The following is a 22,516-nucleotide window of genomic DNA, read 5'->3' on the forward strand; positions in this document are numbered from 1 at the left end:
CTTGCTAAAACTTGATTTGTGAGTCAGGTTTTAGCGGTCCGAATATCCTTTCGCCGGAGTGATCATGATCGTTGACCGTCAAGGCAGGCGTTTTCGCAATTTGCGGATCAGCCTGACCTCAGCCTGCAATTACGCGTGTACCTATTGCGTGCCTAACGGCAAGCGGTTGGTGGCAGCGCAGGATGAACTGTCGGCCGAGGCCATGGCGCGTGGCGTGGCGTATCTGATCGAAGCCGCCGGCATCGAGCGTTTGCGCATCACCGGCGGCGAGCCTCTGGTCAGCCCCAAACTCGAAGCCTTCATGACTGCCGTCGGCCAGATGGGCCTTGAGGACATCAGCCTCACCACCAATGGTCAGTTGCTGGCGAAAAAACTGCCGCTGCTGGTGGATGCCGGCATTCGGCGCATCAACGTTTCCCTCGATACCCTGGACGCCAGTGCGTTTCGCACCATTGCCCGTGGTGGCGATCTGGCGACGGTGCTCGACGGCATGAATCAGGCCGCTGCTGCCGGCATCAAGATCAAGGTCAACATGGTGCCGTTGCGTGGGCAGAACCTCGATCAGGTGATGCCGCTGCTCGATTACTGCCTGGAACGTGGCTATGAGCTGCGGTTTATCGAGCTGATGCGCATGGGCCACCTGGCCAGCGACAACAACGCCTTCCTACAACAGTTCGTCAGCCTTCAGCAGTTGCTGAGCCTGATCGGCGAACGCTACGAATACCTGCAAGCCGACGCGCCGGTGGATGCCACGGCGGTACGCTACGCGATTCCGGAGCTGGGCCACTTCGGCGTGATCGCCAACGAAAGCGTGCCGTTCTGCCGGACCTGTTCACGCCTGCGGCTGTCGTCCACCGGTTGGCTCCATGGCTGCCTGTCGTCGAGTAATCGGCACTATGTCGGCGACCTGCTGGACAAGCCACGTCATCAAGCGCTGCCGGCCTTGCAGCGACTGCTGGTAAAAGCCCTGGGGGATAAGCAGGAAGTGGCGTTCTCCGGTGGCGCGACCATCATGAAAATTATCGGCGGCTGAAAGTCCCTCTGTGGCGAGGGGGCTTACCCCCGTTGGGCCGCGAAGCGGCCCCCAATCATTCCCGTGTTGCGTCAGAAACACCGCATTCACCGACTCTACGACTGCTGCGCAGCCGAACGGGGGCAAGCCCCCTCGCCACAGGTTTGTATTCCCAAGCCTGAAATCTCGATCAACTCAAGGACTGGCGCGGAAGCTGCATTCAACGCCCATTCGCCGGTTTTCCGTCACCGGCCTCTGGAGGGTAGGATGCGTAGCCTGGTTTTGCTGCTGGCCGTTTTGGCGCTTGGTGGCTGCATGAATGTCAGCGATATGGGCGAAGGTGTTCGCTACCACATGAGCGACGCGGGGCTGTTGGATCACAGCAACAGTCAGCGCTCGAACAACTTCCGCATTCAGCCGGACTCGTTCATCTTCATCGCCCAAGGTGCTTTCGCGCCACCGGGCAGCGCCTACCCACGCCCTAACGTGGTGGCGGAAACCGCCTTCGAAGGCTTTATCGAATACTTCCCCATGGTCCGTCGCGCCCAGGCGCCGGAAGGTCTCGACGCTGCCATGGGTGAAGCTCGTGCTGCTGGCGCGCATTACCTGCTCTACACCCGTTTCGCCAAGGCTGACGACCGTATCGGCAACTCGGACGAATTGATCGACCAGGAAGCCGTAGATCGCCTCGGTCTAGACAGCGGCGTGATTCAGATCATGTTGATCGAGACCAGCACCCAGTATTTGATTGATACTGCACGGATCAAGAGTCGTGGCGGTTTACTGACGTTCCACGATACCAAGCCTGAAGACCTGATAGGCCCGCCGCTGGCGCAATATGCTCGCGGCTTGTTAGGGCTCAGCGACCAGTAATTCAAAGGAGATCGCCATGAGTGGCCCGCAAAAAGCCGTCGACCTGTTGGGGCAAATCCCCAAGACCAAAGGCTTGCCCCCGGTCCACCTGTGGAACCCCGACTTCTGTGGCGACATCGACATGCGCATCGCCCGCGACGGCACCTGGTATTACCTGGGTACGCCGATCGGGCGTAAGCCGATGGTCAAGCTGTTCTCCACCATCATTCGCCGCGACGGCGATGATTACTTCCTGATCACCCCGGTCGAGAAAGTCGGCATCAAGGTCGATGACGCGCCGTTTGTGGCGATTGCCGTGGACGTCGAAGGCGAGGGCGAAGCCCAGGTCTTGCGCTTCACCACCAATGTCGATGAGACCGCCGAGGCGGGCACTGAACATCCCATTCGCGTGATGATTGATCCAGTGACCCAGGAGCCTGCGCCGTACGTGCACGTGCGGACCAACCTTGAAGCGTTGATCCATCGCAATGTGTTCTACCAATTGGTGGAACTGGCGGTGAGCCGTGAAATCGACGGGCAGCGATGGTTGGGTGTGTGGAGCGGCGGGGAGTTCTTTCCCATCGGGCTTGAGCCGTAACGCGCGATGCTTTTTTGTTCTGGACAATGGCCCGCTATTAAGCGGGCCATTTTTTTTGGGTCTACAAACCTTTGTCCTTGAGCCGAGCGGCATGTTCAAGATAGAGGTGGACCGGGCTTACGTTCCAACTCGTGATCCCGGCCATTTGATTGACCGCATCAAAATGGTCCATGGGGTAATCCGAACGAATGACCTTGCCCAAGTGCGAGCTGTACTGTCCGACCAGTCCATCGTTGGCGTGTTTCTCTTTATAAAATAACTTCGACAGCACGATGCAGTTCAAATGAGTCGGATCGAGTGGTTGCAGGCTTTGAAAGTTTTGTACGATCCCGCTCCAGGAATAGTAATAGACCCCGTTTTCAACTTCGTTGCCTTCCCCGCCCCAGTGTTTCGGCACCCCTTGTGGGTATTTCTTATTGAAGGCTGCCAATCCCGCGCTGGTCAACGATTCGAAAGCTGCTTGAGGGTCCTGTGGGTTTTGCGGATGGCCACTGATCAGCGATATGAAGGTGCCGACCGCTCCAAACAGCGCCAGCACGAACGCTTCCGGCAACTCTCCGGGCGTCAAAGCCTTATGCAACTGATCGGCAATTTCGGAACCATGATTGGGGCAACTGACCGAGGTGACTGACGCTACCTTTTCCGGGTGCAGCGCTGCTACATAGCGTGCGGACAGTGGACCTTGGCTATGGCCGATCAGATTGACCTTGGCTGCTCCCGTTTCCAGCAAAATGCGATTGACGTGTTCGAGCAGTTTTTCACCGCGTTCCTCGTTTCCATTAACCGCTGGAATGTTAACGGTAAACACTTTGGCGCCGGCCCGTTCCAGCGCTTCCTTGATGTCGAAGAAGTAGGGATAGCCGGCGATTGTGTCGAAGCCAAAAAGGCCGTGGACCAAAACAATTGGGTATTGCGTAGACGCATCCATGTTCATGCTCATACCTGTCGATAGCGGACTTTAGTGAAACAGATGCTATTGACTGCCTGATCTGTCGCGGGCTAACCGTAGGTCACAAAATGGGTTGTTTCAAATCGCTTGAGAAAAGCACCGTCAGCCTGGAAGGGCCGTTTGCCGGATCAGAAAAAATCAAATTGACACCCAATCATATGATGATTAGCGTGGCCTCCATCGCGAACGGCTTTTTGCCGTCCCTGCCTCGAGGTTTTCATGTCCAGCAGTTTTCATGCGTCGACGGTCGATTGGCTAGGCTGCTGGATTGCCGCCGGCCAGGTTAAGCCCGGCGAAACCATCAAGGTTGAAGCCGACCTGGGCGAGCAGCTCGGGGTCAGTCGCACGGTCATCCGCGAAGCCATCAAAACCCTGGTTGCCAAAGGCATGCTCGAAGTCGGGCCGAAGGTCGGCACACGAGTGCTGCCGGTGCGCCGCTGGAACCTGTTTGATCCGCAAGTCGTCGGCTGGTTGTCCCGCAGCGGCTTGCCGGAAAACTTTGTCGACGACTTGCTCGACTTGCGCCGCACCATCGAACCCATGGCGGTGCGCTGGGCCTGCGAGCGGGCCACTGTCGAACAGGTTCAAGCGATCCTTCAGGCTTACAACGCGCTGGAACGAGCGGTGGATAGCGGCATCGACTACAACCGCGCCGACCAGTTCTTCCACGAGTGCATCCTCGCCGCCAGCCACAATCAATTCATCGAACAAATGGTCCCGGCCCTCGGCGCGCTGCTGGCGGTGTCGTTCGAAGTGTCCGCTGCCGACCCGGACGAACTGCGCCGCACACTGCCCATCCACAAAGACATGGCCGACGCCATCGCCGCCCGGGACGCCGCGCGGGGTGTGTGGGCGTGCATGACCCTGATCGACAACGCCGACCTGGCCATCAAGCGTTTCTACCCGCAAGTCATGGCCGACAAAAAAGCCAGCTGACCACACAAGTCCCCTTGTAGGAGCGAGGCTTGCCCGCGAAGGCGTCGACACATTCAACATGGGTGTCACAGATACACAGCCTTCGGGAGCAAGCCCCCTCCCACCTAAAACAAGAACAATGCAGGAGGTTTCATGACGTGGACTGCCGTTACCCAACACCGGGCACAGCTCGGTGAAGGCCCGTTCTGGGATGCGTCAACCCAGGCGTTGTACTGGGTAGACATCGCCGGCAAGCAAGCGCTGAGGCTGATCGGTGCCAACGTGCAGATCTGGCAAATGCCCGAACACGTGTCCGCCTTCATCCCCTGCGAAAGCGGCGATGCGCTGGTGACCATGACCAGCGGCGTGTATCGGCTGGACCTGGATTCGCCAGGCCTGGAACCGCGCCTGACTTTGCTTTGTGTCGCTGACCCGCAACCCGGCAATCGCCCCAACGAAGCCCGCTGCGATGCACTCGGCCGGCTCTGGCTCGGCACCATGCAGAACAACATCGGTTTACAGGGCGAGGACTTGCCCATCGAGCGCCGCTCCGGTGGCTTGTTCCGCATTGATGCCGACGCACGGGTCACGCCGCTGCTCCGAGGGTTGGGCATTCCCAACACCCTATTGTGGAGCGATGACCTGACCCGCGTGTATTTCGCCGACAGCCTCGACCGCACGCTCTATCAACATGTCATTCGCACCGACGGTAGCCTCGAACCTGCGCAAGCCTGGTTCGGCCCCCACGAACGCGGCGGCCCGGATGGTTCGGCGATGGACGCGCAGGGCTATCTCTGGAACGCCCGATGGGACGGCAGCTGTCTGCTGCGATTAAGTCCCGAAGGCCATGTCGATCAAATCATTGAACTGCCGATCAGCCGCCCAACCAGCTGTGTGTTCGGCGGCGAAGACTTGAAAACCCTGTACATCACCAGTGCCGCCAGCCCGTTTAACCATCCGTTGGACGGCGCGGTGCTATCGATTCGGCTCGATGTGCCTGGAAAAACCTGCATCCGGTTTGCCGGATAAATCCCAATATATGAGACGTAAAATTATATATTGAGATTATTTGGTGGTCGGGTTTATAGTCGGCTCCATCAGTTACACGCACTCACACTTAAAAAAACAAAACAGGTGAAGTGATGCAGCGATTTTCTCAAAAGCTTTTCGGCCGGACATCGACAGATGCCCGGTTTTTGTCGTGCCTGAAAAAGGGAGTCTGGATTCATGGCTGAACCTCTTTCCTTGCCACCGGTGCCCGAGCCGCCGAAGGGCGAACGACTGAAAAACAAAGTCGTGCTGTTGACCGGTGCGGCTCAAGGCATCGGTGAAGCCATCGTCGCCACCTTTGTTTCCCAGCAAGCCAAGCTGATCATCAGCGATATCCAGGGCGAGAAAGTCGAAAAAGTCGCGGCCCATTGGCGGGACAAAGGTTTTGACGTCCAGGCGATCAAGGCTGACGTGTCCAGCCAGCAAGACCTGCACGCCATGGCCAGACTGGCCGTCGAACGTCACGGCCGGATCGACGTGTTGGTCAACTGCGCCGGGGTCAACGTGTTCCGCGATCCGCTGGAAATGACCGACGAAGACTGGCGCCGTTGCTTCGCCATCGACCTGGACGGCGCCTGGTATGGCTGCAAAGCCGTGTTGCCGCAGATGATCGAGCAGGGTATCGGCAGCATCATCAACATTGCCTCGACCCATTCCACCCACATCATTCCCGGTTGCTTCCCGTACCCGGTAGCCAAACACGGCTTGCTCGGCCTGACCCGCGCCCTCGGCATCGAGTACGCGCCGAAGGGCATTCGCGTCAACGCCATTGCGCCGGGCTACATCGAAACCCAACTGAACGTCGACTACTGGAACGGTTTTGCCGACCCACATGCTGAGCGTCAGCGGGCGTTTGACCTGCATCCACCGCGCCGCATCGGTCAGCCGATGGAAGTGGCGATGACTGCCGTATTCCTGGCCAGCGATGAAGCGCCATTCATCAATGCCTCATGCATCACCATCGATGGTGGTCGCTCGGTGATGTACCACGACTGAGTAAGTGGATTTCAGCGCGGAACTCCGTCTGAATTCCAATCATCATACGATATGACTATTCGCTTCACGGTTTGACCGCTGCATCGGCTTTCAAATAACGCTCAAAAAAAATAACAAGGAGTCAGCTTATGAATCGTCGTCGTGGGATCCGTTCCCTGTGCTGTGCCGCTTTGGCGGTCACGGCGGTCAGCCTGAGCAGTTCGCTGCTGGCGGCCGAGCAAGTGAAGATCGGTTTTCTGGTCAAGCAGGCGGAAGAGCCCTGGTTCCAGACCGAATGGGCTTTCGCTGAAAAGGCCGGGAAAGAGAAGGGCTTCACCGTGATCAAGATCGCCGTGCCTGACGGCGAGAAAACCCTCTCGGCCATCGACAGCCTGGCGGCCAACGGCGCCAAGGGCTTCGTCATTTGCCCGCCGGACGTCGGCCTCGGCCCGGCCATCGTGGCCAAGGCCAAGCTCAACGGTTTGAAAGTGATGGCGGTCGATGACCGTTTTGTCGATGCCAACGGCAAGTTCATGGAAGACGTGCCTTACCTCGGCATGGCGGCTTTCGAAGTCGGCCAGAAACAGGGTGCCGCCATGGCCACCGAAGCTAAAAAGCGCGGCTGGGACTGGAAAGAAACCTACGCGGTGATCAACACCTTCAACGAACTCGACACCGGCAAGAAACGCACCGACGGTTCGGCCAAGGCGCTGGAAGATGCGGGCTTCCCGAAAGACCACATCCTCTACACCGCACAGAAAACCCTCGACGTACCGGGCAGCATGGACGCCACCAACTCGGCGCTGGTGAAACTGCCCAGCGGTGCGAAAAACCTGATCATCGGCGGCATGAACGACAACACCGTGCTCGGCGGCGTGCGCGCCACCGAAAGCGCCGGGTTTGCGGCGGCCAACGTAATCGGCATCGGCATCAACGGCACCGACGCCATCGGCGAACTGAAAAAGCCTAACAGCGGCTTCTTCGGCTCAATGCTGCCTAGCCCGCACATCGAGGGCTACAACACTGCGGCGATGATGTATGAGTGGGTGACCACCGGCAAAGAACCGCCGAAATACACCGCCATGGACGATGTGACGCTGATCACGCGTGAAAACTTCAAGCAGGAACTGGAAAAGATCGGCCTGTGGAACTGAAGGCCGGTTGATTTCATCGGTGGCCCTGGCGACGGGGCTGCCTGATCTGTGTGATGAGGTGGTTATGCAAGCGCAAACACAAACACAAGAACACCGCGGCGACAGCTTGCGCTTCAACGGGATCGGCAAGACCTTTCCCGGCGTGAAGGCGCTGGACGGCATCAGCTTCGTTGCGCATCCGGGGCAGGTGCATGCCTTGATGGGCGAGAACGGCGCGGGCAAATCGACGCTGCTGAAAATCCTCGGCGGCGCCTACATCCCGAGCAGCGGCGATCTGCAGATCGGCGAGCAGACGATGGTCTTCAAGTCCACCGCCGACAGCATCGCCAGCCGCGTGGCGGTGATCCACCAAGAGCTGCACCTGGTCCCGGAAATGACCGTGGCGGAGAACCTGTTCCTCGGTCACTTACCGGCGAGTTTCGGTCTGATCAATCGCGGCGCCTTGCGCCAGCAAGCATTGGCCTGCCTCAAGGGCCTGGCGGATGAAATCGATCCGCAAGAGAAAGTCGGACGGCTGTCCCTCGGCCAGCGGCAACTGGTGGAAATCGCCAAGGCGTTGTCCCGTGGTGCCCATGTGATTGCGTTTGACGAACCGACCAGCAGCCTCTCGGCCCGAGAGATTGATCGTTTGATGGCGATCATTGGGCGGCTGCGGGACGAAGGCAAAGTGGTGCTCTACGTCTCTCATCGAATGGAAGAAGTGTTCCGCATTTGCAACGCGGTGACGGTGTTCAAGGACGGCCGCTTCGTGCGCACGTTCGAGAACATGAGCGAACTGACCCACGACCAATTGGTGACCTGCATGGTCGGTCGCGACATTCAGGACATCTACGATTACCGCCCACGCCAGCGAGGTGCAGTGGCGATGAAGGTCGACGGGTTGCTCGGGCCGGGCCTGCGTGAGCCGGTAAGTTTCGAGGTGCACAAAGGCGAGATCCTCGGATTGTTTGGCCTGGTAGGGGCAGGGCGCACCGAGTTGTTCCGGATGCTCAGCGGGCTGACGCGCAACACCGCCGGACGCCTGGAGCTGCGCGGTCATGAACTGAAACTGCGTTCACCGCGGGATGCGATTGCCGCCGGGATTTTGCTGTGCCCCGAGGACCGCAAGAAGGAGGGCATCATGCCGCTCTCCAGCGTCGCCGAGAACATCAACATCAGCGCCCGTGGCGCCCATTCCACCTTCGGTTGCCTGTTGCGCGGCCTCTGGGAAAAGGGCAACGCCGACAAGCAGATCGCCGCGCTTAAAGTGAAGACGCCCAGTGCGTCGCAGAAAATCATGTACCTGTCCGGCGGCAATCAGCAGAAGGCCATTCTCGGTCGCTGGCTGTCGATGCCGATGAAAGTCCTGCTGCTCGACGAGCCGACTCGCGGCATCGACATCGGCGCCAAGGCCGAGATCTACCAGATCATCCACAACCTCGCGCAAAGCGGGATCGCGGTGATCGTGGTGTCCAGCGACTTGATGGAAGTCATGGGCATTTCCGACCGCATCCTGGTGCTCTGCGAAGGCGCGCTGCGCGGTGAACTGTCCCGCGACGAAGCGAATGAATCCAACTTGCTGCAACTGGCTTTGCCGCGCCAACGCGCTGACGGCGTGGCGAACTGAGAGGTGACTATGATGACAATCCAAAACAACGCTCTGCCGACCCCGCGCAAACCTCTGGACCTGCGGCGTTTTCTCGACGACTGGGTCATGTTGCTGGCGGCCATCGCGATCTTCCTGGCGTGTACCTTGCTGATCGACAACTTCCTGTCGCCGCTGAACATGCGTGGCCTGGGGCTGGCGATTTCCACCACCGGGATTGCCGCGTGCACCATGTTGTATTGCCTGGCGTCCGGGCATTTCGACTTGTCGGTGGGCTCGGTGATTGCCTGCGCCGGCGTGGTCGCGGCGGTGGTGATGCGCGACACCGACAGCGTGTTCCTCGGTGTTGTCGCTGCGCTGTTCATGGGCCTGATTGTCGGGTTGATCAACGGGATTGTGATCGCCAAGTTGCGGGTCAATGCGTTAATCACCACGCTGGCGACCATGCAGATCGTCCGTGGTCTGGCGTACATTTTTGCCAACGGTAAAGCGGTGGGCGTGTCGCAGGAGCAGTTCTTCGTATTCGGCAACGGCCAGTTGTTCGGCGTGCCGGTACCGATCCTGATCACCATCGTCTGCTTCCTGTTTTTCGGTTGGCTGCTGAACTACACCACCTACGGGCGCAACACCATGGCCATCGGCGGTAACCAGGAAGCGGCGCTGCTGGCCGGGGTGAACGTTGATCGGACCAAAATCATCATCTTCGCCGTGCACGGTTTGATCGGGGCGTTGGCCGGGGTGATTCTCGCCTCGCGCATGACCTCGGGCCAGCCGATGATTGGCCAGGGTTTTGAACTGACGGTGATCTCCGCCTGTGTGTTGGGCGGGGTGTCGTTGAGTGGCGGGATCGGCATGATTCGGCATGTGATTGCCGGGGTGTTGATTCTGGCGATCATCGAAAATGCGATGAACCTGAAAAACATCGATACGTTTTATCAGTATGTGATTCGCGGTTCGATCCTGTTGCTGGCGGTGGTGATTGACCGACTGAAACAACGCTAAATAAATTCACCTGCCTCACACAAAATGTGTGGGGGCAGGAGATCCAGTGTGGGAGCGGGCTTGCTCGCGAAAGCGTCGGCACATTCAATATTGATGTGTCAGACAGACCGCTTTCGCGAGCAAGCCCGCTCCCACATTTGATCTATGATCCTCCTTCCTTCCATCACCTCCCTCAAAAAATTCCTTGCTCGCCCGACCCTGTTTCGGTTATCACTTTGTACATGATTAGACAGGTTCGATTTGACAAGAAACAACGGGTGGTCGACGAACTCATCCGGCGCATCGAAAGCGGCCTCATGGAGGACGGCTTTCTGTTGCCGGGCGAGCATCAGTTGGCTCAAGAATTCAAGGTCAGCCGCGGCACGCTGCGTGAAGCCCTGGCCGAACTGAAGAGGCGCAACTACATCGCCACGCAAAGCGGAGTCGGCTCCATTGTCACCTTCGACGGTGTGGTGCTCGATCAGCGCAGTGGTTGGGCCCAGGCCCTGGCGGACAGCGGGGCGCTGATCAATACCGAAGTGCTGCGGCTCGAGGCGGTCACTCGTCCTGACTTGCTGCCGCGGTTCGGCACCGAGAAGTTCATCACCCTTGATCGTCGCCGCCGTTCCAACGACGGCACGCTGGTGTCCCTCGAACGTTCACTGATGCCCGCCACCGGAGGCCTGGAAAGCCTGCCGCGGGTTGGCCTGATTGATAACTCGCTGACCATCACCCTGGCCGCCTACGGTTACATCGGCGAACGCGGTGATCAGTGGATCGGCGCCGAGCCGTTGAGTGCCGAAGACGCCGACCTGCTCGGTCGTCCGCACGGCACGGTATTCCTCAAGGCCCTGCGCACCACGTACGACCGTCAGGGCCGGTTTATGGAACAGGTCGAAAGCCTGCTCGACCCGGTGCATTTTCGTTTGCACCTGCAATTTGGAGAGTCAAAGTGACCGCGCTCAACCGTGCCTTGGGCGCGTTCTATGGCCTGGCGTTAGGCGACGCCCTGGGCATGCCGACCCAATCCCTGAGCCGTGCCGAAATCAAGGCGCGCTTCGGCGAAATCACTGACCTGGAAGATGCCGGTCCCGATCAACCAATCGCCGCCAACATGCCCAAAGGCTCGATCACCGACGACACCGAACAGGCGATCCTGGTCGGCCAGTTGCTGATTGAAGGCGAGGGCCGGATCGAACCGGCCGTGCTCGCCCAGCGGCTGATCGAGTGGGAAGCCGAGATGCAGGCCAAGGGCTCGCAGGATTTGCTCGGCCCTTCGACCAAACGCGCGATCGAGATGATTCTCGCCGGTCATTCGCCGGAAGAGGCGGGGCGCTACGGCACCACCAATGGCGCAGCGATGCGCATCACCCCGGTCGGGATCGCGGCGGATGTCGCCGATCCGCAGCGCTTCATTAAAGCCGTGGTGCAAGCCTGCCAAGTCACCCACAACACCACGCTGGGGATTTCCAGTGCGGCGGCGGTGGCGGCGGTGGTCTCGGCCGGCATCAATGGCATGGACCTGGGCGAGGCTTTGAACCTGGGCATGCAGATCGCCCAGCAAGCTGAAAGCCATGGTCACTGGGTCGCTGGCGGACGTATCGCCTCGCGGATCAGTTGGGCGCGGACCATCAGCGTCGACAGCGACAAGGCCTTGTTGGCGGACTTGCTGTACGACGTGATCGGCACCTCGGTGGCTTCGCAGGAATCGGTGGTGGTCTCGTTTGCCCTGGCTCAGCAAGTGGCCATTGGCGAGATGAATGCCTTCGAAGCGGTGTGCATGGCCGCCAGTCTGGGCGGCGACACCGACACCATTGCGGCGATTCTCGGCGCAATGCTCGGGGCCTGTCTGGGGCTTGAGAGTTGGCCGGTGGCGATGATCGACGAGATCAAAGCCGTGAATGGTCTGGAGCTTGAACCGTTGGTGAAAGGCCTGTTGGCTTTACGCTGACCGGGCTGACGCCTTCGCGAGCAAGCCCGCTCCCACATTTGATCTGTGCACGACACAAATCCCCTGTGGGAGCGGGCTTGCTCGCGAAGGGCGCGCCGCCGATCTGATTTTTTTACCCGCAACGGAAAGCACGAAGACGGCCAGGACTGCCGGGATGTGATGTCGACTTCCGAAACTGCCCACAACCAAAACAATGGCAACAGGAGCATCCAACATGAGTTCATCGAACGCCGGGCCAAGCGCCGGGCAACTGGAAACCCGCGGTATCGAGCCGGTGCCGGAAAGCGAGTGCAACGGTCATCCGCTGCAACTGTTCTGGGTCTGGTTCGCCGCCAATATTTCAATCCTCGGTCTGCCGTTGGGCGCGACCCTCGTGGCCTTTCGCGGGTTGGCCATCTGGCAGGCGATCATCGTCGCAATCCTTGGTGCAGCCGGTTCGTTCGCGGTGGTCGGGATCATCTCCATCGCCGGCCGTCGTGGTCGCGCACCGAGTCTGACCCTGTCACGAGCGATCTTCGGCGTGCGCGGCAACATCGGCCCGACCGTGGTCTCGCTGATGTCCCGCCTGGGTTGGGAAACGGTCAACACCACCACCGCCGCGTTCGTGTTGTTGTCGTTGTGCTCGATCCTGTTCGGTTCGCCTGTAGAAGCCAAAAGCGCACCCGTGCTGACGCTGATCTTCATTGCGATTTTCGTCCTGTTGACCCTGTCGGTGTCTGGCCTGGGCCACGCTACGTTGTTGGTGATCCAGAAGTGGGCGACCTATGTGTTCGGCGCGCTGAACATTGTGGTCGGCGGTTTCCTCTGCGCGACCATCGACTGGAGCGCGGTGTTCAACGCCACGCCGGCACCACTGAGTGCAATGATCATCGGCGTCGGCACCATGGCGGCCGGCACCGGGATTGGCTGGGCCAACGCTGGCGCGGACATGTCGCGCTATCAGCACCGCAGCGTCAAAGCCGTGCGCCTGGTGGCCTCGGCCGCATTCGGTGCGGGGATTCCGCTGGTGCTGCTGATCACCCTCGGCGGCTTGCTCTCGGTGGGCAATAACGACCTGGCCCAAGCCACTGACCCGATCATCGCGATCCGCGACATGCTGCCGACCTGGATGGCCGTGCCGTACCTGATCACCGCGTTCGGCGGGCTGCTGCTGTCGAACAACCTGTCGGTGTACTCCGCCGGTTTGACCACGCTGACCCTCGGCCTGAAGGTCAAGCGGGTGTACGCAGTGGTGGTTGATATCGTCGCGATCTTCGCCGGCTCGATCTACTTCATGCTGATTGCCGACAGTTTCTACGGTCCGTTCATCACCTTCATTTCCCTGCTGGCAGTGCCCATCACCGCGTGGGTCGGGATCTTCGTGGTCGACCTGATTCATCGTCATTACTACAGCCCCAAAGACTTGCTGGACGTCAGCCCGAGCAGCGCCTACTGGTATCGCGGCGGCATCGAATGGCGCGCCTTCGGTGCGTGGGCATTCGCGATTGTGCTGGGTTTCAGCTTCACCACCATCGGCACCACTGCAGAAAACATCTGGTTCCGCGGCTTCCTGTCCGACTCCTGGCTGGGCCATAACGGCCTCGGCTGGATCGTGACCTTCCTGGTGGCCGGCGGGATTTACTTTGTACTCGGCGGGGCCAAGGATCGTCGCGCTGCACTGATTGAGAACGCTCATGCCTAAGCTGTTGCACACCGGCCAGGTCATCATCGACCTGGTCATGGCCGTGGATAAACTGCCTCAGGCGGGCGGCGACGTGTTGGCGCAATCCGCCAGTTTCGAAGCCGGCGGCGGGTTCAACGTGATGGCTGCGGCCCAGCGTAATGGCTTGCCGGTGGTCTACCTAGGTCGCCATGGCACCGGGCGTTTTGGCGACCTGGCCCGGGAGGCGATGAGGACCGAAGGCATTCGGATCGGCATCACTCACAGCGCCGAGCGCGATACCGGATTGTGCGTCGCGGTGACCGACGCCTCGGCTGAGCGCAGTTTCATTTCCTACATCGGCGCTGAAGGCGAAGTGACTGCTGAAGATTTGGCCAGCGTGCCGGCCGAGGTGGGTGACTATGTCTACGTCAGTGGCTACAGCCTGCTGCATAGCGGCAAGGCCCAGGCGCTGGTGGATTGGGTGCTGGGTTTGCCGAAGGGGATCAACGTGGTGTTCGATCCGGGACCGTTGGTGGATTCGCCGGATGAACCATTGATGCAAGCCTTGCTGGCGCGTATCGATTTGTGGACCAGCAACGGCGTCGAGGCGCTGAAGTTTACCGGCGCGCCAAACATCGCCGAGGCGTTGGATCGGTTGGTCGATCATCTGCCGGCCGAGGTGTTGATGGTGGTGCGCGATGGGCCGCAGGGCTGCTGGATCAGCCAGCGTGGCGAGCGTCAGCACGTGCCGGGGTTCAAGGTTGATGCGGTGGACAGCAACGGTGCCGGGGATGCCCATGCTGGGGTGTTTGTGGCCGGGTTGGCGCAAGGGTTGGCGGCGGTTGAGGCGGCACGGCGGGCAAATGCGGCGGCGGCTTTGGCCGTTACACGGTGGGGGCCGGCGACTTCGCCGGGGGCTGCTGAAGTGGATGCGTTGATCCGTAAGACTTTTGGTGATTGAACCGACGTCTTCGCGGGCAAGCCTCGCTCCTACAGGGGATCGCGTATATCCGTAGGAGCGAGGCTTGCCCGCGAAGGGGCCTTCAAACCCAACACAAATCCTGACCGTCAGCCAGCCTTGCGCAACGCCTCTATCAGCTCTTGCTTACGCATCCCCGACCGCCCCGGAATCTTCTTCGCCCGGGCTTCTTTCATCAAACTGTCGACGGTTTGCGTGTCCCGCGAAGCCTTGCTGTTACGCGAATGACCTTCACGGCTGGCCACCGCCCGACGGGACGACTCTTTACGATCTTCAGATTTGGCACTTGCCGGTTTCCTGCGCCCGGAACCACCGGCCCGTTCGCCGCCGCCCGACTGCTTGTTCACCGTCGCCCAGGCCCGGGCTTCGGCCTCATCCTTCGAAACACCTTTGTGTTCGTAGCTTTCTTCAATGTGCTCGGCCTTGCGTTTTTGCTCGGCGGTGTATTTGTCTTTGCTTCCACGAGGCATGGGATTTCTCCTGGCTTCACGAATTTTTTGAAAGATCGCAGCCTGCGGCAGCTCCTACGGGTATGGCACTACCGTGTAGGGGCTGTGGCAGGCTGCGATCTTTTGATCTTGCTGCGGTTAAACGTCCAACTTGCGCGCCGCCTCAACCCCCGCCGCGCTGAGTTTGATCGGCAAGCTCAGTGAATGCTCGCCAGCCTCGTTACAGGTCACATGACCATGGTGGATCAGTCCGCGATCCTGCAAAGCGGCGAGGGTATTGGCCACGACTTTCTCCCCCCGGTAATTGTCCAGGACCTCCTTGCCCAAACCGCTTGGGTGGGCGTGCAACAGACGGGTCAGGACTTCTTTTTCCAGGTTTTTATCGACGTTCATGGTTACCTCTTTCATGGATGTGGATAGGGTGTTGCGGTACTCGCGTCGGCGAACTATTGGTCGGCACCTTCGGAATCCGAACCACTGGTTGTGGTTTTCGAGCCGATGCCGCTGCCAGCGTTATCGGGTGTCTGGGTGTCCGGCATGTTCATCCCGCCTTGACGGCCGGCGTCGCTGCCCTGGAGTCGCGGGTCAGTGCCCGTGGCTGGCGGCAAACTGCTGTCGATGCCCGAGCCATTGCTGTTCATGCCCGGGGCACCCTGGATGGCCGGGGCTTTGGGTTTTTCGACCGGGTCGGTCGGGCCGGTGCCGGAGGCCATGGTGGCGGCGAAGGCAGTAGAGGACAGCAGGGCAGCGAGAGCGAGGGCGGTCAGCCGGGACATGATCATGGTGTCGTCTCCAATTATTAGAGTCCTTACCTGATGTTGGTCCGCCCCCGATCTGGATTGGTGCCTGATGAATGACGAACGGTCTAGGCTTGCTGCAGCGCTTTGGCGAGTGTAGTTCGACGCCAAAGCAGCCGGCCCACCGTGATCAGCCAGTTCAACGCGGCAATCAGCAAAACGGCAAACAATAATGTCGCCATCCCGTGCTCGACGATGATTTTTCCGGCCAGCAGCGGAAAGCCGAACACGCCGATAAAGTACGACAGGCTGAACAGCAGCAAGGCTTGCGCGGTGGTGCCGGTCGGCGCTTCGTTTGCTGCCAGGCCATTGATCACCGAATAGGTCAGGCCGTAACCGACCCCGAGCATCACCGCCGCCAGCAGGTAAGTGAAGCTGCTATCGACCACGAAGCCGAACATCAGGATCGAACCCATCATCAGCCCCGACAACAGGCAGGACGCCCGGAACGGATCACGCCTGACCACGAAACTGGCGATCAGCATGCGGCTGCTGATGGCCGCACCCATGAACCCGAAAAAGAACAGCGAGTAATCCAGTGCGCGCGACGCTGCGTAACTGGTCTGAAAACTCGACAGTCCACCAAAAACGCACCCGCCGAGACCGACCATGATGATGGGGAACAGCGCTTTGGAGGACAGCACTTGCTGTGCGGCGCCCCAGGAAATTCGCGACACCGCTGTCGGGTTGGTGTGGGCTTTTTTCAGGTGCGAATCCAATCGCCAGAACAGCACCACGCCGATCAGGCTGGCCAGCGCTGCCAGGTAAAACGCCGCTGTCACCGGATAGCCCAACGCGCTGGCGGCGCGACCCAGCAACGGGCCGCTGCCAATGCCGGTCATCATGCTGCCCGACAGCAACGCAAAGTATTTGGCTCGTTGGGACGGCGTGACCAGGCTCGCCACAATGATCGGCCCCAAGGTGTAGAACACGCCCCAGCCGAGCCCCAGCAACAGACCGAAAAACAGCAGCAAGTTACCGAAGCCCGGTGTCAGCGCGAAGCCCAGGCTCGCCGCCACCAGCAATAGACCGAACAGGGCGATCGAACGCGCTGCACCGAGCAGGTCCGATAGATGCCCGGAGACAATCACCGCCGCAAAGGTGCTGAGCATTGCCGCCGAAATCACGCTGCCGGCGTCATGTTCATTACCGCCCCGGGAACCGATCAGCAGCGAGAGCAAAAACGTCGCGCCATAGGACAGCGACAGCAGGTAACTGGCGAGGCAAAACAGGCCGAACAACTTGCTTGAGACCTGGGGTGGGGCGGTAGACATGAGGCGGTTCCTTGACCAGATAAATGAGCGCTTCATCTATCTACCATGCAAGTCGCCGATGTTAGGTCCGAGGTTGCCGATTTCAGGGTTAGCGCGGACCGGAGTAAGGGGTTCAGCAGACGCCGATTTCTTCCTTGAACAGTTCCATGAAACCCTTGAGCCGTTGATGGCGAGTCTGCGCCAGGCGTTGGCCTGTGGTCGTCTGGAAACCGTCCGCCAGGTGCAGCAGCTTGGTCTGGAAATGATCGAGGCAAAAGCGCTTGTCGTCGTAGTCCCGCGCCTTGGCTTCCGGGTCTTGCGGGTCGTACAGCGCACTGCCCATGCGCCCGGCGATATAGAACGTTCTGGCGACACCGAGCATGCCGAGGGAATCGAGACGGTCGGCGTCCTGCACTATTTTGGCTTCGAGGGTGGTCGGGGCGATGTTGGCGGAAAAGCTGTGGGCTTCGATGGCGTGGGCGACGGCAGCGATTTTTGTGTTTGGCCAATCCAGTGTCGTCAGTAGCGTTGCGGCTTTTTCTGCTGCCAATCGAGACGCCTGGGAACGCAGGGGCGAGTTCTTTTCCACCGCCACGCAATCGTGCAGCAACACCGCCGCCAGCAGCACTTCTAGATCTCCGCCTTCTTGCGCATGAAGCGTGCGTACGTTGTGCCATACCCGCTGCAAGTGCGACAGGTCGTGGGCGCCGTCCTCCGAGGGTTCCAGCGCGTGGGGCAGCAGTGTATCGGCGAGGGTTTGCAGTGGTACGAAAGCGGCGGCGGTCATAAACATCCTTTTGGTCATGCGCGGTAAAAATGTGGGAGCGGGCTTGCTCGCGAAAGCGGTTTCACATTCAAAGTTCATGTGTCTGGAAGACTGCTTTCGCGAGCAAGCCCGCTCCCACACAAGGCCCAACAAAGCCATTTGTAGGGTACTTTTTGCATTCCCATATGACGAGCGCCGATTACCGCCTTAGTATGGCGTTTTCAACTTCTGACAAGGCACGTCCATGACGATCGAGATCCGCCCGGCGACCCCCAGCGATGCACCGCAAATTCTCGCGTTCATCACTGAACTGGCCGACTACGAACGTGCCCGCCACGAAGTCATCGCCAGCGTTGCCGACATCGAGCGCAGCCTGTTCAGCGAAGGCGCCACCGCCCACGGCCTGATCTGCCTGCGGGACGGTTTACCGATTGGTTTTGCGGTGTTCTTCTTCAGCTATTCCACCTGGCTCGGCAGCAATTGCCTGTACCTCGAAGACCTCTACATCACCCCCGAACAACGCGGCGGTGGCGCCGGCAAAACGTTGCTGCGCCACTTGGCAAAAATCGCCTGCGCCAATGATTGCGGGCGTTTTGAATGGAGCGTGCTGGACTGGAACAAACCGGCCATCGACTTCTACAAATCCCTCGGCGCGCAACCACAGGAAGAGTGGGTGCGGTATCGGATGGATGGGACGGTGCTCCGGGAATTTGCCGAAGGTGGATGATGGCAATCTGATGATTTTGTTGTGCCGACCGCTCTAGTCCGGCATTGTGCGCGCCTTTTGCGCGCTCACGGACGACACTTGCAATGCATTTGGCACTCTATCTCCACGCCCGTGGCGTCTTCGCCGTGAGCGACATGGCTATCTCCCCGCCATTACTTATAACTCATGAGCAAGGAGCTTTGACTTGAGTGGAAAACCCGCCGCGCGTGTAACCGACCCTACCGCGTGCCCATTGCCAGGCCATGGCACCAACCCGATCGCTTCTGGCTCCCCGGACGTATTCTCGCCGCCGCCCGCATGACCGACAAATCCGCCTGCGGTAGCCCGATTACCGGCGCGGTGTCCGGCACGGTGTTCATCAACGGTCTCAACGCCGCCACCCTCGACAGCACCGGTGGTCACGGCAACGTGGTAATCGGTGGCTCCGGGACTGTGATTATTGGCCAGAGTGGCGGCGGGGCTGCGTTTAGTGGGTTGTTGCCGATGCCGGTGCATTTCACTGACAGGCTACAGGTGGTTAACGAGGCCTCTGGAGAACCGGTGCCTTATCACCCTTACACCATTCAGCGTGGCGACGGCAGCGAAGAGCATGGGATTACGGACGTGTCCGGATTCACCCACACCGTCAGTTCGCATCTGGCTGAAACTATCAAACTGTTTGTGGAGTGATCGGGATGGCAGGTGCAGCGCCGGCGGTGAAGGAAGAACTGCCAAAAAGAGAAGTAAAAACTCACACGTTAACGTGCAAGACCGACCAATCCGTCAAGCCGGTTCCTGTGGCCTTGCGCGATTTGGTCATATTCTTTATTGGCGGTGCGGGCGATCAGGAAAGTTACTACGGGACGGGGCCGAATAATAATATTGACTATGTCCGAAAGATCACCATTGACGATGCAACGCAGTTGAATATATTGAAGCGCTGCCCGTCCTGGCCGCTCAGTTATAACGCGTTTATCAGTGATGAAGATCTCGAAAAGAACGTACTGAGCCGGATACCAAATTGTTCCACTGCGATTTACATTGTGGGCCATAGCCTGGGAGGCTGGAACAGGTGCTCACCTGTCCAGTGTGCTGACGGATAAAGGCTTTAAAGTAAAAATGTTAATGACGCTGGACCCGGTAGGCGAAGGCAAGATTGTCTACGGCATTTCCAATATCTACCGGCGCGAGCCTAAACCCAAGGCTGACTACTGGTTGAATATCCCGGCTGCCGCCGTCGACTGGAACGTGTCGGACCTGGTTGCCGACTTTGGTGAACAGTGGGAAGTGACGCAAGGCCCTAATGTCATGGGTCGCGTTGACGTCAATCATGCGGATGCCGACAGGATGTTTTTGCAAATACTGCCCGGCGGCAAATCGGCTCGACAAATATTTTATGAATCAATTTTGATCTATTTCAGGAAGTAAGTCCGGGTGCGCAAGGTTCTTCTATGTCTATTTATATTGATGAGTGCCGGATGCTCGTTAAATCACGGAAAACCAGAGGCCACTCTCGAGTATTTGAGTGTGGAGGAGCTTCGTAATACTGGGCTCTATCAGATTTATTTCAGCTCTGACGTCGATGTTCTGCAGTTGTTTAAGTCCAGGATTGGTCAGGGGCTTGTCTGTGCGTTGGAAGATGACCTCGACTTTACCGAAGCCCATCACATAAAACGTTCTGGTTTTGGTCTGGTAGAACCCGTGGCGGGCGATCTGCCGTTGCGGTATCGCGCGAATGTCATTTTCAGGGAATCGGAAAGTGGCAAGGGCGGGGAAAATTATCTAGACGGTGAAACCTTGGTCCCGCTGTTGAAACGATGCGATTTTATTTCATGTGTATTTAGAGTCCAGACCACAACCTACAAGACGTACTTCTCAAAGGTTATGCGCGTCCCGACGAGTGAGTTGCTAAAAGCGGCGACGAAACAGTAAACGCGAGCATCTGCCACAAGGCTCACTTGCGCAAATACAAGCGGTACCTGCATCGCCCGCCACGTGTTTGCCCGCCTCTAACGGCCCAGCCATTTGGCGCTTGTCGTACTACTATCTGAAAGCTCTCCGGCCTTGATCTCATCGAGGCCGCTCTGCATTGCACATAATCCCTGATTGAATGCCGAAATCTGCGCCGGCGGGTATTTTTTTTGTTATTGGATATCCCATAATATGGGAATGATATTTATATATTGAGATTTTCCCGCGTCCGGGTTTATAGTCCAGCTCACTCACTGCCAAAAACAAAACAGGTGAAGCGATGCTGGCGCAATTGATCGCGCTCGATTGGGGGACAACCTCATTACGTGCTTACAAACTCGCCGCGGGTGGCCAGGTGCTGGAACAGCGTTCGCTGTCGTCCGGCATCATGCAATTGCCACGCACGCCGCGAATCATCAACGGCCAGGAATGCACCAACGGTTTTGAACTGGCGTTCGATGAGGCCTGCGGTGACTGGCTCGATGCCCAACCCGATTTGCCGGTGATTGCCTGCGGCATGGTCGGCAGCGCCCAGGGCTGGCGCGAAGCAGCCTACTGCGACACGCCGGCAAACGTCGCTAATCTCGGAACTTCCCTACAAACCGTTCGCAGTCTTCGCGGTGTCGATGTGCACATCGTGCCGGGCGTGATTCAGCGTTCGCGTCTGCCGAACGTGATGCGCGGCGAAGAAACCCAGGTCCTTGGCGTGTTGCAGAATCTGCCGAGCGGGGCGGGCAACGATCTGTTGATCGGTTTGCCGGGCAGCCATTCGAAATGGGTCGAAGTGGCCGATGGCTGCATCGTTCATTTCGACACCTTCATGACCGGCGAAGTCTTCGCCGTGCTCAGTGAACACAGCATTCTCGGGCGCACCCAGCAACAGGGCGCGTCGTTCGATGGCCCGGCGTTTGACCGTGGTGTGCAAGTGGCCTTGTCGGCGGACGGCGAGATCGGGCCGCTGTCGACGTTATTCAGCGCCCGCAGCCTCGGGCTGACCGGCGAACTCAGCGCCACGGCCCAGCCGGACTATCTGTCCGGCCTGTTGATCGGCCATGAACTGTCGGCCCTGGCCAATGTTCAGCGGCGCCGACGCAACAGCGTGCACCTGCCCTCGATCATTCTTATTGGTAATTCACAACTCTGTGCCCGCTACAGCCGGGCCCTCGACGCTTGCGGCTTTGCCCGAGTGACGCTGGCCGAGCAAGCCACCGAGCACGGGTTGTGGCAACTGGCGGTTGCCGCCGGACTGATCAAACACAACCCATCCCGTTAAACCTGACTGGAGGTCTGACATGCTCAAGCAAGCCCTGGCGCAAAACGGCCTGATCGCGATTCTGCGTGGCCTGCGCCCGCAGGAAGCAGCGGCCATCGGAAACGTCCTGTATTCCGCCGGATTTCGCGTCATCGAAGTGCCGCTTAATTCCCCCGAGCCGTACGAAAGTATCCGCATCCTGCGCAGCACCTTGCCCGCCGATTGCCTGATCGGCGCAGGCACAGTGCTGACGCCGGAACAGGTCGAGCTAGTGAAAGCGGCGGGCGGCCAGGTGATCGTCATGCCCCACAGCGATCCCAAGGTGTTGCGCGCGGCGAAGGCGGCGGGGTTGTTCTTGTCGCCGGGTGTAGCGACGCCGACTGAAGCCTTTGCTGCATTGGCCGAAGGCGCGGATGTGCTGAAGATGTTCCCGGCCGAGCAGATGGGCCCAGCCGTAGTGAAAGCCTGGCTCGCCGTGTTGCCCGCCGGAACTATTTTGGCGCCGGTCGGCGGGATTACGCCGGACAACATGCAGGTGTTTATTGACGCTGGCGTCAAAGGCTTTGGTCTCGGTTCCGGGTTGTTCAAACCGGGCATGACGCCTGAAGACGTCGCGGTAAATGCCAAGGCCTACGTCGCGGCATGGAACGCTCTGCGTTAAGACTTTTTGGCGCCGAGC

Annotated in this window: 23 protein-coding genes and 2 pseudogenes; 19 read left to right on the forward strand and 6 right to left on the reverse strand. The window is 59.3% G+C overall.

Features of this window, described 5'->3' with window-relative positions; all coding sequences use genetic code 11:
- The first annotated feature begins 64 nt into the window (after positions 1-64).
- From AC1MEW_RS11900 to AC1MEW_RS11910, 3 genes are all read left to right on the forward strand, one after another.
- Complete coding sequence (locus AC1MEW_RS11900; RefSeq protein ID WP_201205731.1) at positions 65-1,033, forward strand: GTP 3',8-cyclase MoaA; 969 nt, start codon at positions 65-67, stop codon at positions 1,031-1,033.
- Positions 1,034-1,279: 246 nt separating this feature from the next.
- The gene (locus AC1MEW_RS11905; protein ID WP_201205729.1) at positions 1,280-1,885 is read left to right on the forward strand and encodes a DUF4823 domain-containing protein; all 606 of its coding nucleotides are present in this window, start codon (positions 1,280-1,282) and stop codon (positions 1,883-1,885) included.
- A gap of 16 nt (positions 1,886-1,901) precedes the next feature.
- Positions 1,902-2,462: a DUF1285 domain-containing protein gene (locus AC1MEW_RS11910; RefSeq protein WP_322269325.1), complete on the forward strand. Its 561-nt coding sequence runs from the start codon at positions 1,902-1,904 to the stop codon at positions 2,460-2,462.
- A gap of 61 nt (positions 2,463-2,523) precedes the next feature.
- Here AC1MEW_RS11910 and AC1MEW_RS11915 read toward each other — a convergent pair whose 3' ends face one another.
- Entirely contained in the window at positions 2,524-3,396 is an 873-nt protein-coding gene (locus AC1MEW_RS11915) for an esterase/lipase family protein (protein ID WP_201257006.1), read from the reverse strand.
- Positions 3,397-3,630: 234 nt separating this feature from the next.
- Between AC1MEW_RS11915 and AC1MEW_RS11920 the strand changes: the two genes are divergently transcribed.
- The 10 genes from AC1MEW_RS11920 (at position 3,631) to AC1MEW_RS11965 (ending at position 14,625) form a co-directional block, all read left to right on the forward strand.
- Positions 3,631-4,347, forward strand: a complete 717-nt coding sequence (locus tag AC1MEW_RS11920; protein ID WP_201205725.1) for a FadR/GntR family transcriptional regulator — start codon at positions 3,631-3,633, stop codon at positions 4,345-4,347.
- Between the two features lie 132 nt (positions 4,348-4,479).
- Positions 4,480-5,355 (forward strand): SMP-30/gluconolactonase/LRE family protein, encoded by an 876-nt coding sequence (locus AC1MEW_RS11925; RefSeq protein WP_322269324.1) that lies wholly within the window; start codon positions 4,480-4,482, stop codon positions 5,353-5,355.
- 198 nt (positions 5,356-5,553) lie between these two features.
- Positions 5,554-6,372 (forward strand): SDR family oxidoreductase, encoded by an 819-nt coding sequence (locus AC1MEW_RS11930; protein WP_201205721.1) that lies wholly within the window; start codon positions 5,554-5,556, stop codon positions 6,370-6,372.
- Positions 6,373-6,500: 128 nt separating this feature from the next.
- Complete coding sequence (locus AC1MEW_RS11935; RefSeq protein ID WP_201205719.1) at positions 6,501-7,505, forward strand: substrate-binding domain-containing protein; 1,005 nt, start codon at positions 6,501-6,503, stop codon at positions 7,503-7,505.
- Between the two features lie 64 nt (positions 7,506-7,569).
- On the forward strand, positions 7,570-9,111 hold the full coding sequence (araG, locus tag AC1MEW_RS11940; protein ID WP_480426355.1) for an L-arabinose ABC transporter ATP-binding protein AraG: 1,542 nt from the start codon (positions 7,570-7,572) through the stop codon (positions 9,109-9,111).
- Positions 9,112-9,123: 12 nt separating this feature from the next.
- Positions 9,124-10,092: an L-arabinose ABC transporter permease AraH gene (araH, locus tag AC1MEW_RS11945; RefSeq protein ID WP_201257005.1), complete on the forward strand. Its 969-nt coding sequence runs from the start codon at positions 9,124-9,126 to the stop codon at positions 10,090-10,092.
- Positions 10,093-10,313: 221 nt separating this feature from the next.
- Positions 10,314-11,027, forward strand: a complete 714-nt coding sequence (locus AC1MEW_RS11950; RefSeq protein WP_201205715.1) for a GntR family transcriptional regulator — start codon at positions 10,314-10,316, stop codon at positions 11,025-11,027.
- Positions 11,024-12,022: an ADP-ribosylglycohydrolase family protein gene (locus AC1MEW_RS11955; RefSeq protein ID WP_322269320.1), complete on the forward strand. Its 999-nt coding sequence runs from the start codon at positions 11,024-11,026 to the stop codon at positions 12,020-12,022. Before AC1MEW_RS11950 ends, AC1MEW_RS11955 begins: the two co-directional genes overlap by 4 nt.
- A 214-nt stretch (positions 12,023-12,236) precedes the next feature.
- Positions 12,237-13,703, forward strand: coding sequence for a purine-cytosine permease family protein (locus AC1MEW_RS11960; protein ID WP_201205711.1), 1,467 nt, complete (start codon positions 12,237-12,239; stop codon positions 13,701-13,703).
- On the forward strand, positions 13,696-14,625 hold the full coding sequence (locus tag AC1MEW_RS11965; protein WP_201205709.1) for a PfkB family carbohydrate kinase: 930 nt from the start codon (positions 13,696-13,698) through the stop codon (positions 14,623-14,625). The genes AC1MEW_RS11960 and AC1MEW_RS11965 overlap by 8 nt, the downstream gene beginning before the upstream one ends.
- 107 nt (positions 14,626-14,732) lie before the next feature.
- Here the strand turns inward: AC1MEW_RS11965 and AC1MEW_RS11970 are convergent, their stop codons facing one another.
- The 5 genes from AC1MEW_RS11970 to AC1MEW_RS11990 all read right to left on the reverse strand — a co-directional run bounded on the left by AC1MEW_RS11970 (position 14,733) and on the right by AC1MEW_RS11990 (position 17,929).
- On the reverse strand, positions 14,733-15,113 hold the full coding sequence (locus AC1MEW_RS11970; RefSeq protein ID WP_201205707.1) for a Rho termination factor N-terminal domain-containing protein: 381 nt from the start codon (positions 15,111-15,113) through the stop codon (positions 14,733-14,735).
- Between the two features lie 117 nt (positions 15,114-15,230).
- Positions 15,231-15,485, reverse strand: coding sequence for a hypothetical protein (locus tag AC1MEW_RS11975; RefSeq protein WP_323570538.1), 255 nt, complete (start codon positions 15,483-15,485; stop codon positions 15,231-15,233).
- A 53-nt stretch (positions 15,486-15,538) separates the two neighbouring features.
- Positions 15,539-15,874, reverse strand: coding sequence for a hypothetical protein (locus AC1MEW_RS11980; RefSeq protein ID WP_322269319.1), 336 nt, complete (start codon positions 15,872-15,874; stop codon positions 15,539-15,541).
- An 83-nt stretch (positions 15,875-15,957) separates the two neighbouring features.
- Positions 15,958-17,163 (reverse strand): MFS transporter, encoded by a 1,206-nt coding sequence (locus AC1MEW_RS11985; RefSeq protein ID WP_480426359.1) that lies wholly within the window; start codon positions 17,161-17,163, stop codon positions 15,958-15,960.
- 112 nt (positions 17,164-17,275) lie between these two features.
- Positions 17,276-17,929, reverse strand: a complete 654-nt coding sequence (locus tag AC1MEW_RS11990) for an HD domain-containing protein (protein WP_480426361.1) — start codon at positions 17,927-17,929, stop codon at positions 17,276-17,278.
- A gap of 223 nt (positions 17,930-18,152) precedes the next feature.
- Between AC1MEW_RS11990 and AC1MEW_RS11995 the strand changes: the two genes are divergently transcribed.
- From AC1MEW_RS11995 to AC1MEW_RS12020, 6 genes and pseudogenes are all read left to right on the forward strand, one after another.
- A complete protein-coding gene (locus AC1MEW_RS11995; RefSeq protein WP_201205701.1) occupies positions 18,153-18,635 on the forward strand; it encodes a GNAT family N-acetyltransferase in 483 nt (160 codons plus the stop codon).
- A gap of 184 nt (positions 18,636-18,819) precedes the next feature.
- Positions 18,820-19,304 (forward strand): annotated as a pseudogene (locus tag AC1MEW_RS12000) (PAAR domain-containing protein).
- A 5-nt stretch (positions 19,305-19,309) separates the two neighbouring features.
- A pseudogene (locus AC1MEW_RS12005) lies at positions 19,310-20,042 on the forward strand (alpha/beta hydrolase).
- A 6-nt stretch (positions 20,043-20,048) separates the two neighbouring features.
- Positions 20,049-20,546, forward strand: a complete 498-nt coding sequence (locus tag AC1MEW_RS12010; protein ID WP_322269317.1) for a hypothetical protein — start codon at positions 20,049-20,051, stop codon at positions 20,544-20,546.
- Between the two features lie 319 nt (positions 20,547-20,865).
- Entirely contained in the window at positions 20,866-21,858 is a 993-nt protein-coding gene (locus AC1MEW_RS12015) for a 2-dehydro-3-deoxygalactonokinase (protein ID WP_201205694.1), read from the forward strand.
- Between the two features lie 19 nt (positions 21,859-21,877).
- The gene (locus AC1MEW_RS12020) at positions 21,878-22,498 is read left to right on the forward strand and encodes a 2-dehydro-3-deoxy-6-phosphogalactonate aldolase (protein ID WP_322269313.1); all 621 of its coding nucleotides are present in this window, start codon (positions 21,878-21,880) and stop codon (positions 22,496-22,498) included.
- Positions 22,499-22,516 lie beyond the last annotated feature (18 nt).

This window comes from Pseudomonas sp. ASL4 (genome assembly GCF_056680395.1).

Coding starts and splice junctions, on each gene's coding strand:
- AC1MEW_RS11970 (WP_201205707.1), bottom strand. CDS start 15,113: ATGCCTCGTGGAAGCAAAGACAAATACACCGCCGAGCAAAAACGCAAG.
- AC1MEW_RS11915 (WP_201257006.1), bottom strand. CDS start 3,396: ATGAACATGGATGCGTCTACGCAATACCCAATTGTTTTGGTCCACGGC.
- AC1MEW_RS11965 (WP_201205709.1), top strand. CDS start 13,696: ATGCCTAAGCTGTTGCACACCGGCCAGGTCATCATCGACCTGGTCATG.
- AC1MEW_RS11980 (WP_322269319.1), bottom strand. CDS start 15,874: ATGATCATGTCCCGGCTGACCGCCCTCGCTCTCGCTGCCCTGCTGTCC.
- AC1MEW_RS11990 (WP_480426361.1), bottom strand. CDS start 17,929: ATGACCGCCGCCGCTTTCGTACCACTGCAAACCCTCGCCGATACACTG.
- AC1MEW_RS11905 (WP_201205729.1), top strand. CDS start 1,280: ATGCGTAGCCTGGTTTTGCTGCTGGCCGTTTTGGCGCTTGGTGGCTGC.
- AC1MEW_RS11910 (WP_322269325.1), top strand. CDS start 1,902: ATGAGTGGCCCGCAAAAAGCCGTCGACCTGTTGGGGCAAATCCCCAAG.
- AC1MEW_RS11900 (WP_201205731.1), top strand. CDS start 65: ATGATCGTTGACCGTCAAGGCAGGCGTTTTCGCAATTTGCGGATCAGC.
- AC1MEW_RS11995 (WP_201205701.1), top strand. CDS start 18,153: ATGACGATCGAGATCCGCCCGGCGACCCCCAGCGATGCACCGCAAATT.
- AC1MEW_RS11985 (WP_480426359.1), bottom strand. CDS start 17,163: ATGTCTACCGCCCCACCCCAGGTCTCAAGCAAGTTGTTCGGCCTGTTT.
- AC1MEW_RS11975 (WP_323570538.1), bottom strand. CDS start 15,485: ATGAACGTCGATAAAAACCTGGAAAAAGAAGTCCTGACCCGTCTGTTG.
- AC1MEW_RS11935 (WP_201205719.1), top strand. CDS start 6,501: ATGAATCGTCGTCGTGGGATCCGTTCCCTGTGCTGTGCCGCTTTGGCG.
- araG (WP_480426355.1), top strand. CDS start 7,570: ATGCAAGCGCAAACACAAACACAAGAACACCGCGGCGACAGCTTGCGC.
- AC1MEW_RS11960 (WP_201205711.1), top strand. CDS start 12,237: ATGAGTTCATCGAACGCCGGGCCAAGCGCCGGGCAACTGGAAACCCGC.
- AC1MEW_RS11925 (WP_322269324.1), top strand. CDS start 4,480: ATGACGTGGACTGCCGTTACCCAACACCGGGCACAGCTCGGTGAAGGC.
- AC1MEW_RS12020 (WP_322269313.1), top strand. CDS start 21,878: ATGCTCAAGCAAGCCCTGGCGCAAAACGGCCTGATCGCGATTCTGCGT.
- araH (WP_201257005.1), top strand. CDS start 9,124: ATGACAATCCAAAACAACGCTCTGCCGACCCCGCGCAAACCTCTGGAC.
- AC1MEW_RS11920 (WP_201205725.1), top strand. CDS start 3,631: ATGTCCAGCAGTTTTCATGCGTCGACGGTCGATTGGCTAGGCTGCTGG.
- AC1MEW_RS12015 (WP_201205694.1), top strand. CDS start 20,866: ATGCTGGCGCAATTGATCGCGCTCGATTGGGGGACAACCTCATTACGT.
- AC1MEW_RS11930 (WP_201205721.1), top strand. CDS start 5,554: ATGGCTGAACCTCTTTCCTTGCCACCGGTGCCCGAGCCGCCGAAGGGC.
- AC1MEW_RS11950 (WP_201205715.1), top strand. CDS start 10,314: ATGATTAGACAGGTTCGATTTGACAAGAAACAACGGGTGGTCGACGAA.